The sequence below is a fragment of the Thalassospira sp. Z349TD_5 genome, assembly GCF_056173045.1.
Window position 1 is genome coordinate 1,047,370 of record NZ_CM149654.1, and the last position, 13,777, is coordinate 1,061,146.

A 13,777-nucleotide genomic window follows, 5' to 3' on the forward strand; every position below is an offset into this window, starting at 1 on the left:
GGCTGGTTGTTCCTTGTGAAATGGCTATGACGCCAGCGGCAGGAAGATATCGGTGATGGCCTCGTGGTCGGGAACGTCGGGGTAAAACGAAACGCGCTGAAAAAACAGTGGGAAGTCGCCCGGTGTTTCGCCACTTTGGGGCAACCAGTCCCGATACAGGCGTAGGGCGCTATCGCCGATCATTTGGTCACTGCCAATATGGCGCAGCTTCGCACAGCGCATTGCCGGTAACATCAATTCATACAGTCCCATATTTGCATCATCCGCGGTAAGGCGGTTGGGTGTGGCAACCCCAAGTCCGAACCGGAAATCGGCGGGCGGCGTATCATCGGGATGACACCAGATGATGTTAAATGTCGCAGCCTTTGATGGGGGCAGGCGGTGCGCACGGCGCCAGTCAATGAAACGCCGAATGGTGTGGCCAAGGTGTGCTTGTGGTCCGTGATGATCAAGGCAGATCGTGCGGGTTCGCGGAAAATCGATGACGGCGATGTTGCCGATAGAGGGGGTGGTCATCCTGTTGCTCCTGGCTCTGACGGTGCGTAGTTTGTCATATTGGGCTTGCCAGTTTTCCCAATCGGGGGCGGCGCGAAAGTCCGTCGGGCTTTGATCATGGATTTTGCGAAAGGCGCGGGCAAAGGCCTCGGGTGTTTCGTACCCGGCCTGAAACGCGATTTCGATGATTTGCTGATCGGTGCGAAATGCCAATGCATGGGCCGCACGGCGCAGTCGCATCAGCCGAACATATTGCGCGACGGGGATATCAAACAGGGCCGCGAATTGCCGGTGAAAGTGATAGGGCGAATAGGCGGCAATGCCCGCAAGAACCTCAACACCCGGAACGCTTTCAAGATGGCTGTCGATATGATCGATCACCCGGATAAAGCGGTCTGGAATTGTGGCGTCGGGCAGTGGTGTCACGATAAAAATCCGATGGGTTATGGATAAGCTGGCGACTGCATTCTGACAAAGGGTTGCGTGTTTGGCCTGTCCGTTCTTGCGCAATCAGATATTGGCGTGCGTGCAGGTAAGGTGAAGGTGTGCTCATCACTGAAAACGGGGCTGAAGAACAGTTGGAAACCCACCTATGCAAAAACAGCGATTGTTTCAGATTAAAAAATGAACCAAATTCGATTTTACGTCATTTATGATCCAATGAATGGAAGACTAGCCTGACATGGTAGCCCAGAACCGTATGGAAAAACGCCAAAACCGCGAAGAGTTAATCCTTGATAACGCAGGGAAACTGATTTCAGAAGTCGGTTTCTTTGAACTGAAAATATCAGATTTGGCAAAGATGTGTGGGATTTCGGTTGGGACCCTGTACGGACATTTTGCCAGCAAGGAAGACCTTCTGATTGGCTTGGCCGTCATGGCGGGTGCCAAGCGGGCGGAAAAATTTGACATTGCACGCAATCATGATGGCAGTGCGATTGAAAAATACATCATCGCCAGTTTGCTTGATCTGCGCTTTTCCATCGATCATCCGCAATTGTTCGAGGCCGAATATCTGGCCTTGGCACCATCGGTCTGGAAACGGGCAACACCGGCCCGTCATCAGGCGCAGCTTGACCAGATTGGTGCTGTGACCGAGATGTTTCAGACCTTTTTGAACGCCGGGGCGGATGCACTGGGTATTTCCGGTGACCTTCCCGAGCGGACGGACCGCGCGCGGAACCTTAATCTTGGCAGCTGGGGGTTGGGATATGGCATCAATGTACTGGTTTTATCCGAAATTACCGACCGGCATTACGGGCAGGAATTGCGCAAAAATGCGGTCAGTATCCTGTGTGATGCGTTGGCCGATTTGCTGATTGGTGCCGGATGGCAGGTCGATGATGCACATCAAAAGGTGCGATCCCTTGCCCGGCGGTATGCCGCCCCGGCGACCGAAATGCCTCAATCCTGATTACGCTCGCCTGCCTCCACCACCTTGATCACGTTAATTACACCACAATACCAAAGCCCCACGGAGTTCCCATGTCGCAGGAAAACAAGGCAATGTCGGCAGTCTTTTTGACTGTTCTTTTTGGCTTTGCCGGTTTTAGTTTGCCCTATCCTGTTTTCGGTCCGATGTTTTTAAAGCCAGAGCTTGGCTTTCTTGATCCATCGGTGCCGGAACAATATCGCACCATCCTGCTTGGGGTCGCGATGGCGCTTTATCCAATTGGGCAGTTTGTCGGTGCGCCGTGGCTGGGACGGATGTCTGACAAAATCGGGCGCAAGCCGGTTTTGCTGGCGTCTCTTTTGGGGGCGGCCAGTGGCTATATCGTGGTGGCGGTTGGGGTTGCGACCGCGAACCTGCCAATGGTGTTGATCGGTCGGTTTGTCTCGGGCCTGTGCGAAGGTAATATGGCCATCGCACAATCGATTGCATCAGATATCAGCACGCCCGAAAACAAGGTGCGCAACTTCGGCCTTCTGACGGTGGCGATTAATGTTGGCTGGATCATTGGTCCGTTGATGGGCGGGTTCTTTTCAGACCCGACAATCCATCCATCCTTTAACGTGTCGTGGCCGTTCTTTTTTGCTGCAGGTATGTATGGCTTTAACCTGCTGGTGGTCGCAGTTGTTTTACGGATCCCTGAATATGCGCGGCGCCGGGGACGCACGCCCGACGATGGTCCGCAAACCAGTCGGACTATCTGGCAAACCTTGACCGATCCGGGGCTGTTACCGGCCTTTGTCGTATCGTTCTTTAGTTATTGCGCGATCTTTTTGTTCTTCTGTTTCTTTGGGGTGTATCTGGTTCAAAACCACGATGTGACCAGCAGCTTCCTTGGTATGTGTTCGGCGATCATTTCGATCCCGCTGATCATTGCCGGCTTAACCGTCGAACGAGCCCAGCGTCCGATTGGATTGCGCGGGGTTGCGGTCCTTGGGCACTTGTTCCTTGGCATTGGGTTGTTGACCTTTATCCTGCCCGATGGGCTGGTCTGGATATTCGTGCCGATGTGTATTGCGGCATTCGGGATTGCGTGGTGTGAGGTCACCACCAGCCTGTTTATTTCCAACGGGACCGGGGCGCATGAACAGGGGCAGGCACTCGGCATTTATCGGTCCGTCCACGTTCTGGCGGAAACCGTTGCCGTCTTGCTGGGTGGGGTTCTTGCCGGAATGAACAGCAATGCACCCTTTATCGTCGGATGTATTGCAGCCTTCATCTGTGTGGCGGGTATTCTGGCTTGGGTGAAAACCCGTTCGGTGACGCCAACGGCGGAAACTGTCGCGGTGTCTTAACCATCCAAATAAAAAAGGATGCGTCAGCTATATGCTGTGCATCCTTATGACTGTGTTATGATTTGGCAAATGCCCGTGCTGTTACACGGGCATTTATTCTTTAATAGGCAACTTTGGCCAAGGCGGCACGCGCTGTCAGGGCGGCGGCCTCCGAACTGCCTTTGCGTTTGGCATCGGGCAGTTTAGCCAGCGTGTCGGCGAGGGCGCGGATGTCGTCAAGATCATCGATGTCGGAACAGACATCCATCACCCGATCCCAGATCGCATCATGATCCATACCGCCCATCACCGTCAGCGCAATCGCCCGGTTAAGGGTGGCTTGCGCATGTTCTGGCTGTTGGGCAAGGATTTTCTCATAGGTTTCAAACGCCGTCATCGGATGGCCTTCGCGTAGATCAATCACCGCAAGGTCGTTGGCCGCGGTCATCGACGTCGGGTCGATCCGCAACAGCTGTTCGACAGCACGGCGTTCGCCTTCACCATCTTCGCTGATCCGGTAACATGCGGCCATAAGCCGATGGATTTTTTCCGACCCCGGATTGTGATGGGCTGCGGTTTGTAAACTCGCCAGTGCACTTTCTGCGTGGTCAAGTTCCATCAAGGCTTGCGCGCGCAATGTCAGAAATTCCGCGTCGGTTGGCTTGCTGCGCAAAAGGATATCAACGTGGTTAAGGGCGCTGCGGGCATCCCCGTTTTGCAGCAGAGCGCGTGCAATGTGATGCAGGCAGTCTTCGTGGCCTTCATCACATTGCAGCACCGTACGATATTCGCCAAGTGCTTCGGTAATCGAACCTTTTTCATGCAGGGCCCGGGCCAAACCAAACCGGGCATTCAAATTGTCTTCATCTTCGCCAAGTGCCTGTCGCAGCATATTGATTGCCGCATCAAACTGTCGCCTTTTCAGGGCCGAAAGCCCCATTTCAGAAAAGGACATCGCGTTCATTTGTGGTCTCCCAATCCTTCGAAAATCCGTTGCCCGGACCCCTCACTTTATCGATTAACGATGGGATTATAGTGCCCGGCTCAATCATTACCAGCCCTATATCATGTGGGGAGGATTGCAACCGGTTGCGCGGTATATTTTGTCACAAAACCAAAAGGCCCCGGAACATGCCGGGGCCTTATTAAAGCAGGGGGTGCTCCACCGTGATCAGGGCTTGTGCAGCATTTTGATTTCCATGAAATCTTCAAGGCCGAACATCCCGCCTTCACGGCCAATGCCTGATTGCTTATAGCCGCCAAACGGGCTTCCGGCGCGCGGAAAGGCACCATTGATACGGACCATGCCAGCCCGCAACTTACGGGCAACCCGGTCCGCCTTGGCCGCATCGGGGGTCTGGATATAGGCGGCCAGACCATAGGGCGTATCATTGGCGATCTTGATGGCGTCTTCTTCGGTGTCAAACGGGACCATGACGACGACGGGGCCAAAGATTTCTTCGCGTGCGATGCGCATATTATTGTTCACATCGGCAAAGATGGTTGGTTTGGTGAAGTATCCTTCGTTCATACCATCAGGTTTGCCCACACCCCCGACCAGAAGTCTCGCCCCTTCGTCGATGCCTGCCTGAATAAGGGTTTGAACCCGGTCATATTGAATGTGGCTGACCAGTGGGCCGATATGATTGCCTTCAACCGTCGGATCACCGACGGATGCAGCGTCGCCAACGCGCTTGGCGACCTTGACGGCTTCGTCATAGATCGACCGTTGCACCAGCATCCGAGTTGGCGCGTCACAGGTTTGACCGGTGTTGTTAAAGACATCGAGAACGCTAAAGGTAATGCGGTCTTCGATATCGACATCGTCAAACACGATGTTGGGCGACTTGCCGCCCAATTCCAATGTGACGCGCTTGATATTTTCGGCGGCATCTTTGGTAATCGCCTTGCCCGCATGGGTCGATCCGGTAAAGGACATCATGGCGATATCAGGATGGCGCGACATGGTGGCACCGGCAACCGGGCCAGCCCCCTGAATAAGGTTAAAGACACCCGCCGGGAAGCCTGCCTCATGGATCATTTCGGCATAAAGCATCGCGTTCAGTGGGGTGAATTCGGATGGTTTGAGCACGCAGGTGCAGCCGGTTGCCAAGGCCGGAATGACTTTGAGCACAATCTGGTTCATCGGCCAGTTCCATGGCGTGATCAGGCCGCACACCCCAATTGGTTCACGCAAAAGCGTTTCACCATTATACAGGGTTTCCTCGGTTTTAAGGTCGCGGAGGGCCTTGATGAAATCTTCAAGATGATCAACGCCCGCAGCGGCTTGCTGCTCATGCGACATGGTGGTCGGCGCGCCCAGTTCGGCGGTGATGGTTTGGGCGACGTCGTGATACCGGCGCTTGTAGATAGACAGAAGCTTTTCAAGCCAACCAAGACGCTGGTCAACAGTGGTCTGGCTGTAACTTTCAAAGCTGCGTTTGGCCGCGGCAACGGCAAGATCGACATCTTCTTCGCTGGCGAGCGTAATCTGCGTGATGACCTGTTCGGTGGCGGGATTGATGACGTCCATTTTCTGGGACGAAACCGGATCAATCCATTTGCCATCGATATAGAATTTACCTGCGTTTTGCATCGGAAGTCTTCCTGATCATATTGGGTTGGTTGGCCGTGCCGTGGTGTTTGCGTTCAGTGCGGCGGGCCTGTTTTCAAGTCCGTTCCCGCAGCCAGTTTTTGATAATTTCGCGGTGGCGCTCACCACTGTAACTGGCGAAATGTCCGCCGTGAACCACACGGACAGGCAAGTCATAAAGCCGTTCCATGGAGCGCACGTAGTCCTTTGCGTTGGCATGATAGGTGTCTTCGATCAACGGCCCATCATACACAATATCACCCGAAAACAGGATGCTGGTTTTAGCTTCCCAAAGGGCAATGCCGCCCGGTGAATGCCCCGGTGTGTGAATGACTTCAAACGTGCGATCCCCCAGATCAATCACATCGCCGTCCTCAACAATCCGCGTTGCCGGGGCGGCCTTGACCGCATAAGTGGTTGAGGCATATGGGGCGGGCGGCAGTTTGGTGAAAATCTCGTCGGTGACATACGGATCGGCAAGGGTGTTTTGACGCGTCGGGTGGGCCAAAAGGTCGGCTTCGCAGCGATGGCAAATCCGTTTTTCAAATTCGTGATGACAGCCGATATGGTCAAAATGGGTGTGGCTGGCAACGGCCTGAACGGATCGTTCGGTCACAAGTGGCACCCATTCGGTGAGCGACACAACCCCCATGCCGCTATCAATCAGCATATCGCCATCACGTCCGCGGACGTGCCAGATGTTGCAACGATAGAACTCTTCGATAAACGGCTCCCCGATATAGGTGATGTCATCACCGACACGTTTGAGGCTGTACCAGTCTTCGGCTTTGGCGCGTTCCATACTCATGCCGCGTCCTCGGTTCTTGTGGTGTCAGGGTGCCCGGCCAGAACAACGACGGACGCCGGATCAATCGTCAGGTCAATCCACGCCCCGGATTCAATCACGGCGGATTGGGGCATATGAGCGGTGAGGACGATGTCTGGCGCGTCAACGGGTTCAAGATGGGCGCGATGATGGGTGCCAAAGAACGAACCATCGGTGACCTTGGCCTTGCCAAATGTGATACGCGGGCCGGTTCCGGTGCTGGCGCGGAAATGTTCGGGGCGAATGGCAAGGGTGACTTTTGCACCCTTGGTCAGGTTCTCATCGCGCAGTGCGGTTTCAGCCAAACTGACCGGACCCAGCACCGTATCAACATCGACCATACCATCATGACGTTTGCCAAGGGTGCCGGGGATGAAATTGACCTCGCCCATGAAGCTTGCCGAAAACAGGGTTCTGGGTCGCATGTAAATGTCTTCGGGGCGTCCGACGTCCTCGATATTGCCAGCATTCATCACGACAATCCGATCAGCAATCGCCATGGCTTCTTCCTGATCGTGGGTGACGTGAACGAATGTGGTGCCAACCCGTTTCTGGATGGCTTTCAGTTCATCTTGCATTTGGCGACGCAGTTTTAAATCAAGCGCACCCAGCGGCTCATCGAGCAACAACACATCGGGTTCAACCGCCAAGGCACGGGCAAGGGCAACACGTTGACGTTGCCCACCCGATAGTTCGTGCGGTTTTTTATCGGCCGATGATTTCAGCCCGACCATATCAAGAAGGTCTTCGGCCTTGGCATGACGTTCGGCCTTACCGATTTTGCGCATTTTCAGGCCAAACGCGACATTGTCACGCAGGCTCATATGCGGAAACAGGGCGTAGTCCTGAAACATCGTGGTGGTCGGGCGTTTGGATGGCGGCACATGGCCCATGTCCTGCCCGTTAATTTCAACCGTGCCGGAACTGGGCGACAGGAAGCCCCCCAGAAGCGACAGAAGGGTCGTTTTACCGCAGCCCGACGGGCCGAGCAGGACGATAAATTCACCGGCCTCAATCTCAAGGCTGACATCGTTAAGGGCGGTGAAATCGCCAAAGATTTTAGTGGCATTGCGGATGGAGACTGGGGCGGTCATTTCTTTGCCGTCCTTCTAAAGATACTCAATTCAAGAATAAGAAGCAGCGCAACCGATACAAGGAAGACAATGCTTCCGACCGCGTTGGTTTTCGGGTTCAGGCCCGACCGCAGCATGCTCCAGATTTCAACTGGCAGGGTGACGTCAAAGCGCGACAGCAGGAATGAGATGATAAATTCATCCCAGCTAAAGGTCACCGACAGGAAAAATGCCGCCAAAATCGATGGCATCAACATCGGCGCGCTGATCTGGGTCATGACCTGCCATTCCGCAGCACCCAAATCACGGGCGGCCCTTTCGATGTTTTTCTGATGGTCGCCCATGGATGCATAAATGATGGCAAAGCACAGTGGCAAATTAATCACCACATGGCCGATCGCGACTGTCCAAAGTGACAGTGACACGCCGAGCCAGTTAAAGGTGGAGAGCAAACCAAGGGCAATGATCAGGTAGCTGACCGTCATCGGCGCAATCAGGAGCCCGCGCTGAAGCCGCGATGCCGGTAACATGAACCGGGCCAGACCATAGGCAGCACAGAAACCAAGGACGCAGGCAATGGTCGATGACCCGATGGCGACCATCAATGAATTGCCAAGGGCGGACATCAGGCGGCTGTCGGCAAAAACCTCGCCATACCATTTCAAGGTCGCACCATTAAACGGCGGGACCGGCAGGCGGCCATCCTGAAACGAAAACAGCACCAGCACCACGACTGGTAAAAAGATAAAACCATACAGCGCGATCAGATACGCCCACGACAGAACTTTGGAAAAGCGCGATGAAATCATGATCACGTCCTTTCCATTTTAAGCCAGCGCGCACAGGCGATATAGGCCAGTGTCACCACCACCATCAAAATGATCGAAAGGGTCGCGGCCATCGGGAAATCGGCGCGTTGACCAAGTTGCAGCATGATGATTTGCGGCAAAGCCAGTTCGTTATTACCGCCCAGAATTTGCGGGGTGATGTAATCGCCAATGCACAGAACAAAGGTCAGAAACGCACCGACCATAATACCCGGCAATGTGAGGGGTAACACCACATGCCAAAACACCTGAAACCCATTGGCCCCAAGGTCGGCGGCCGCACGTCGGTAGTTTGGTGGCATCTGCACCAGATTGGCGTAGATGGTTAAGGTCAGCAGCATGACAAAGAAATGCACAAAGCCAATTACCGTGGCCGAGCGTGTGCTGGCCAGTTCAAGCGGTTCGGCAATCAGGCCAATGTGCATCAGGGTATTGTTGATCACCCCGTTTTGGGCCAAGACCAAAAGCCACGAATAGGACCGCACCACATAGCTTGTCCAAAAAGGCAGGATCGCCATGATCAGCGCCATACGTTGCCACTTTTGCGGGATCCGTTCGGCAATGATCCATGCCAGCGGATAGGCCAGCACAACGGAAATGAGGGTGACGGTAAAGGTGATCTCAAGTGAGACAAAAAGCCCTTTAAGCAAATGGGCCTTTTCAAAAAATGCGATGTAGTTGTCCAGATTCCACGCCATGACCAGCTCGCGGCCCTTGCGGGTGGCAAGGCTGATGGCGGCCATGACGATAAACGGGATCACGAAAAACGCGACGGTCCATAGGAGGGCCGGTGTCACAAAACCCCATGCGCGGCGATTTTCGCGTGTTTCAAGCGTGGCAGAAGCCATCACGATATCCTTTGTCGGCAACATCCAAGCCATATGGCACATCGCAAATCACAAATCACAAATCACGATACCGGGGATGACATGGATGCGGGATGCTGTCTTTGCGGCAAGCTTAGCGCAAGTTGAAACCATTGCCCCGCAAAAAGCGGGGCAATGGTGGGTGCGCAATAAACAAGGGAGTGCTTACTGCTGGAGCATCTCGACCCAGGCATCCTGCATCTGGGCATCCAGATCAGCATCCGGGATCGGATAAAGCTGCGAGTTTTGAAGGTATTCCGCCTGATCGTCCCAACGAAGGGCCGCTTTTTGCGCATCACTCAGGTTTGCACCTGCCTTGGCATTGGCGGGCATCCCCCAATAGCATGACGAGGTCGAAAGACGTGCCTGACCTTCTGGGCTCAGGATGTATTGAACGAATTTCAGCGCCAGATCAGGCTTTTCGGAATCTTTCATCACCGCAATCGACTGTGCCCAGCGAAGGGCACCTTGTTTGGGGATGATCCAGTCAAGATTGGGTTTGTCTTCGGACAAAACCGCCGTGATCCATTCACCGCCGCCGACAAGAATATCGACTTCACCGGTGGCAAGGGCGGTTTGGGATGAAACAACTTCACCGACCTGTTTGGACGCCTTTTTCATGGCGAACAGCTTTTCCTTGATGGCGGGCATGTCATCCGCACCAAGATCAGCCGTATCAATACCAAGCCCCAGCCCGACAAGCCCAATGACCGGCAGGTAATAGTCATATACTGCAATCCGCCCGGCATATTTGTCCGACCAGATCACCGACATGTCTTCCATATCCTTGGGATCGACTTTGGTTTTGTCGAACGAGATGGTGTTGTAGCCAAACTTTTCGGTGACGGCATAGGTTTTGCCATCGACCATATTGTTGTCTGCCATAACCACTTCGGGGAAAAGATCGGCTGTTGGCAGGGCATCAGCCGGAATTTCGGCCAGAATGCCCATGTCAACCGCGCGGTGGACATCAACGCCGTCAATCACCATCACATCCCAGTCACCGGCGTGCGATTGTTCAATGATCGAAAGGCCAGCACCCGTGCCTTCGTATTCCTTCAGATTGACTTTGACGTCGTATTTTTTCTCAAACGGCTCGATCAAGGCCGGGTCGGTATGGTCGCACCAGACAAGCGCGTTGAGTTCTTCGGTTGCCTGCGCAGATGGAATGATGGCAAGTGCGCCCAAAAGCATGGTCGCAGCGCCGCCAAGCAGCTTATTGCGGGTTTTCCCCGTGGAAACGTGACGAAACATTGGCTCTCCCTGATTTCATATTGAGGCCTCCCTTTTCTTGGATATCCCGGCACTCGTTGCGGTGCCGTTGAAAAAATATTGAACGTGTTCATTTTTTGAGTCAATGTAAATTTTGAACCTGTTCAGTTTTCGTCGGAGTAAGAATGTTAGGTTTGCGTGCCCAAAAGAAAGCCGATAAAAACCGCCGAATCCTTGAGGCCGCGACAACCCTGTTTCGCAAAGTCGGCTATGATGCTGCGCGCATCGAAGACATTGCCGAGATGGCCGGTGTGTCGGTCGGAACGTTTTATAATTACTATAAAAACAAGGGCGACATGCTGATGGCAACGGTCTCGATGGAGGTCGAGGAAGTCCTTGCGGCAGGGGACGGGATCATTGCGCAGAACCATGATGACGTCGGGGCGGTATTGGCCGAACTGATCGGCACATACTACGCCCATTCGCTTACGTATCTGTCGAAAGAAATGTGGCGGACAGCGATGTCTCTTTCAATCGGGCAACCGGAAACACCGTTTTCAAAACGTTATACTGCCCTTGATCATCGATTATCGAAACAGGTCTGCGATCTGTTCCGATCCCTTCAAGCGCGCGGCATTGTTCGCAAGGATGTTGACTGCGATGCGTTGGGCGAACTTGTGTTTAACAATGTGAACATGATGTTCATCGAGTTTGTCAAAAACGAGGAAATGGATGTTGCGGGCCTGAAAGCAGAGGTTGCCCGGCAAAATGTACCGGTTTCTGTGTTGATTTCTGACCAAAGCGATTAATTGGCACCTAATGAAGAAGTTCTCTTATTAAGTGTCTCGGATTCAGCCCCTAATAACCCTTTTGCGCGTTTCGCAGCAGTGGCATTTATGTGGCAACTAATTGTAATTTAGATGAATTTCATATTACTTTGTTGTAATATCGTTGAGGTTGTTCGATATTATCGCATGATCGTTGGGGGATGTTCGGACCAATTGTTTGGTTTGAAGTTGGGGGAATGCTGAAGATGTCCGGAATATTACCACGCGCGGACGGTAGGGCTCTAATAGGGACGTTCATCTTCAGCTTGGTGCGCTTTGGTGCACGATTCGGCTCTGATGTCCGGCTATCGATTGTTCTCACCGCTTTCTGTTTTGCCTTTTCCTTTGGCATCATGCCCGGCAGTGTTAAAGCTGCGACCGTCACTTGCACAGGAGTTGGCGGGGAAACTATAAACTCCACTTCACATGTTAAATTCGATGTGTCTGCGAACACTTGTGCTGTTGCTAACGGTTCTCCTAGTGCCGACACAGGAGACATTGCGTTTCTTGCGAACATCGCTGCTCCCGTTAGAATACGAATCTTTGCAGATAATGCTTTGGATGCTGGCTCCTCGACGAGTGATCACCTTGGATGCACGGTTGGCGATGCGGGGACCGTGCCGGCCGGGGGAGCGTGTGACGACACGAATGTACCGAGCGGAACATACACAAACACGCTTACGACACATGTTTCCGCAGGCGTTAAGATGACAATGTCGGTAACCTTTACCGTCGTTGCCGACACATCCGTTGATATCACCGCAGCCAGCGTTTCAACCGCGTCTGAATCATCTGCCGCTTCATCATCCTCGAACGAAGCTGTGTCTCAGGCGTTGCAGGCTTCTGTTTCTAGGTCGCAAGCAACTGTTATCGGTAAAAATATCGAGGCCCGCGTTCTTTCGGTCGCGACGCGCCTTCCAGCTGGTGATTTGCCCGATCAAAATCCGAATGATCTTCCGACGACAGGGAATTTTGCCAACGCGTCCACTCCTGTCCGTCTGGCTGAACCGGCGACCCGGATGACGTCGAGCGGCAGCTCGCTCCGTGAACTGGCAATGAAGGCATCGTTCGATACGTCGCAGACCAAGCTTTCAGCAGCCGGTGACGCGACAGAGGGGAACGACCCGCTGCGCGGAATTGAACAAAGCTTGGGGGTGCTGGCCGACAGTGGATATACGGTGTGGGGGCATGGTTCCTATACGTCGGTTGATAATGATCAGAATAATGCCGCGGGCGATAGCCGCTATGACGGTGATGTATGGGGATATAATCTGGGGGTTGATGCGCGTTTGGCTTCGAAATTGGTTGGGGGTATCTCGATGGGATATTCACAAACTGCCCTGACCACCACCTACAATTCCGGCTATTACGATGAAACCAACTGGACCCTGTCGCCCTATGCCGTCTATCAACCGATGGATGGCGTGACGCTTTCGGCTATTGTTGGGTACAGCTTTGGCGATGTTGATCTCAGCCGGGATAGTTCGGTCAGCGGCAACACAGATTCTGGTATGTGGTTCGGTTCTGTCAGTGGTGCTTATTTACTGCGCCCGTCAGAAACATTGCCGTTGGATATTACCGTCAATGTCAGCTTTTTGGCGGCCCGTAAAACGGTCGATGGCTATACCGAGAGTGATGGTACACAGGTGGGGGAAACCATATCCAATACCCGTCGCCTAAAGCCTGGGTTTGAGGCAGCTTATATGTTTGATGCCGCGGGAACGACCCTTCAGCCGTTTGCCAAAACCGACTTTATCTATGACATCACCGACGAAACAAACGGCGACAAGACTGCCTTTAATCTGGGGGGAGGCCTTCGGGTTATGTCAGCTGCAACCGGGCTTTCGGGGTCTATTGAAGGCGAACAGCAGTTTGGTACCAGTGATTACAGCGAATATACCATTGGTGGTCTGATCGCTTATGGTTTTGGTGTTAAAAGCGCAAATGGCAGTTCATTTGGCATCGTATCTCCCTACGTGAAAAGCGACTTCAGCCCGGACGATGGTCAGGCATTTGGCACCGGCTTTACTTTTGACGGCGATGGGGGGGCGTTTAGCAGCGAGGTTAATCTGACCCACACAAATGCCATCGCTTCTAGCGAAACTGTGGCGCAGGTCAGTATTACTCTTTCGTTCTAAAAAGGCCTTTGAATTGTCCTGCTGTTGTCTTGGTAACCGTACATCAGGCAGGTTGTTTAGCTGTATTTTTTCACAGACAAGCCGAGATATCTCTCTGCAATTTCATTGTAATGATCGACATGGGTGTTGATGGGGGGGCTGGCGGAAGAGGCACGTTAGAACGTGCCGATTGCCTTGCTTGTTTCAAACGTCGCCT

Annotated in this window: 12 protein-coding genes; 4 read left to right on the forward strand and 8 right to left on the reverse strand. The window is 53.4% G+C overall.

The annotated features are described in order from the left end of the window. Nucleotides 1-24: 24 nt before the first annotated feature. A complete protein-coding gene (locus AC0VXT_RS04665) occupies nt 25-921 on the reverse strand; it encodes an AraC family transcriptional regulator (RefSeq protein ID WP_475547689.1) in 897 nt (298 codons plus the stop codon). 256 nt (nt 922-1,177) lie between these two features. Between AC0VXT_RS04665 and AC0VXT_RS04670 the strand changes: the two genes are divergently transcribed. Both AC0VXT_RS04670 and AC0VXT_RS04675 read left to right on the forward strand, forming a co-directional pair. Further along, a complete protein-coding gene (locus AC0VXT_RS04670) occupies nt 1,178-1,909 on the forward strand; it encodes a TetR/AcrR family transcriptional regulator (RefSeq protein ID WP_475547690.1) in 732 nt (243 codons plus the stop codon). Nucleotides 1,910-1,980: 71 nt separating this feature from the next. Next, nucleotides 1,981-3,240, forward strand: a complete 1,260-nt coding sequence (locus tag AC0VXT_RS04675) for an MFS transporter (protein WP_101302102.1) — start codon at nt 1,981-1,983, stop codon at nt 3,238-3,240. Nucleotides 3,241-3,340: 100 nt separating this feature from the next. Here AC0VXT_RS04675 and AC0VXT_RS04680 read toward each other — a convergent pair whose 3' ends face one another. The 7 genes from AC0VXT_RS04680 to AC0VXT_RS04710 all read right to left on the reverse strand — a co-directional run bounded on the left by AC0VXT_RS04680 (nt 3,341) and on the right by AC0VXT_RS04710 (nt 10,658). After that, on the reverse strand, nt 3,341-4,183 hold the full coding sequence (locus AC0VXT_RS04680) for a tetratricopeptide repeat protein (RefSeq protein WP_475547691.1): 843 nt from the start codon (nt 4,181-4,183) through the stop codon (nt 3,341-3,343). A gap of 207 nt (nt 4,184-4,390) precedes the next feature. Continuing rightward, nucleotides 4,391-5,815: an aldehyde dehydrogenase family protein gene (locus AC0VXT_RS04685; protein ID WP_475547692.1), complete on the reverse strand. Its 1,425-nt coding sequence runs from the start codon at nt 5,813-5,815 to the stop codon at nt 4,391-4,393. Between the two features lie 73 nt (nt 5,816-5,888). Next, nucleotides 5,889-6,620 (reverse strand): MBL fold metallo-hydrolase, encoded by a 732-nt coding sequence (locus tag AC0VXT_RS04690; RefSeq protein WP_475547693.1) that lies wholly within the window; start codon nt 6,618-6,620, stop codon nt 5,889-5,891. Continuing rightward, complete coding sequence (locus tag AC0VXT_RS04695; RefSeq protein WP_475547694.1) at nt 6,617-7,732, reverse strand: ABC transporter ATP-binding protein; 1,116 nt, start codon at nt 7,730-7,732, stop codon at nt 6,617-6,619. The genes AC0VXT_RS04690 and AC0VXT_RS04695 overlap by 4 nt, the downstream gene beginning before the upstream one ends. Continuing rightward, a complete protein-coding gene (locus AC0VXT_RS04700; RefSeq protein WP_475547695.1) occupies nt 7,729-8,520 on the reverse strand; it encodes an ABC transporter permease in 792 nt (263 codons plus the stop codon). The genes AC0VXT_RS04695 and AC0VXT_RS04700 overlap by 4 nt, the downstream gene beginning before the upstream one ends. Before the next feature lie 2 nt (nt 8,521-8,522). Then, complete coding sequence (locus AC0VXT_RS04705; protein ID WP_475547696.1) at nt 8,523-9,386, reverse strand: ABC transporter permease; 864 nt, start codon at nt 9,384-9,386, stop codon at nt 8,523-8,525. A 183-nt stretch (nt 9,387-9,569) separates the two neighbouring features. Then, entirely contained in the window at nt 9,570-10,658 is a 1,089-nt protein-coding gene (locus tag AC0VXT_RS04710; protein WP_475547697.1) for an ABC transporter substrate-binding protein, read from the reverse strand. Nucleotides 10,659-10,801: 143 nt separating this feature from the next. Here AC0VXT_RS04710 and AC0VXT_RS04715 point away from each other — a divergent pair, with 143 nt between their 5' ends. Together AC0VXT_RS04715 and AC0VXT_RS04720 are read left to right on the forward strand one after the other, a co-directional pair. After that, nucleotides 10,802-11,425: a TetR/AcrR family transcriptional regulator gene (locus tag AC0VXT_RS04715; protein WP_475547698.1), complete on the forward strand. Its 624-nt coding sequence runs from the start codon at nt 10,802-10,804 to the stop codon at nt 11,423-11,425. Nucleotides 11,426-12,150: 725 nt separating this feature from the next. Next, the gene (locus AC0VXT_RS04720) at nt 12,151-13,581 is read left to right on the forward strand and encodes an autotransporter outer membrane beta-barrel domain-containing protein (protein ID WP_475547699.1); all 1,431 of its coding nucleotides are present in this window, start codon (nt 12,151-12,153) and stop codon (nt 13,579-13,581) included. Nucleotides 13,582-13,777: the final 196 nt, after the last annotated feature.

What these genes read in the sequence shown, in the direction of transcription:
- AC0VXT_RS04695 (WP_475547694.1), bottom strand. Translation starts at nt 7,732, where the DNA reads ATGACCGCCCCAGTCTCCATCCGCAATGCCACTAAAATCTTTGGCGAT.
- AC0VXT_RS04700 (WP_475547695.1), bottom strand. Translation starts at nt 8,520, where the DNA reads ATGATTTCATCGCGCTTTTCCAAAGTTCTGTCGTGGGCGTATCTGATC.
- AC0VXT_RS04680 (WP_475547691.1), bottom strand. Translation starts at nt 4,183, where the DNA reads ATGAACGCGATGTCCTTTTCTGAAATGGGGCTTTCGGCCCTGAAAAGG.
- AC0VXT_RS04720 (WP_475547699.1), top strand. Translation starts at nt 12,151, where the DNA reads ATGACAATGTCGGTAACCTTTACCGTCGTTGCCGACACATCCGTTGAT.
- AC0VXT_RS04715 (WP_475547698.1), top strand. Translation starts at nt 10,802, where the DNA reads ATGTTAGGTTTGCGTGCCCAAAAGAAAGCCGATAAAAACCGCCGAATC.
- AC0VXT_RS04705 (WP_475547696.1), bottom strand. Translation starts at nt 9,386, where the DNA reads ATGGCTTCTGCCACGCTTGAAACACGCGAAAATCGCCGCGCATGGGGT.
- AC0VXT_RS04690 (WP_475547693.1), bottom strand. Translation starts at nt 6,620, where the DNA reads ATGAGTATGGAACGCGCCAAAGCCGAAGACTGGTACAGCCTCAAACGT.
- AC0VXT_RS04675 (WP_101302102.1), top strand. Translation starts at nt 1,981, where the DNA reads ATGTCGCAGGAAAACAAGGCAATGTCGGCAGTCTTTTTGACTGTTCTT.
- AC0VXT_RS04670 (WP_475547690.1), top strand. Translation starts at nt 1,178, where the DNA reads ATGGTAGCCCAGAACCGTATGGAAAAACGCCAAAACCGCGAAGAGTTA.
- AC0VXT_RS04710 (WP_475547697.1), bottom strand. Translation starts at nt 10,658, where the DNA reads ATGTTTCGTCACGTTTCCACGGGGAAAACCCGCAATAAGCTGCTTGGC.
- AC0VXT_RS04685 (WP_475547692.1), bottom strand. Translation starts at nt 5,815, where the DNA reads ATGCAAAACGCAGGTAAATTCTATATCGATGGCAAATGGATTGATCCG.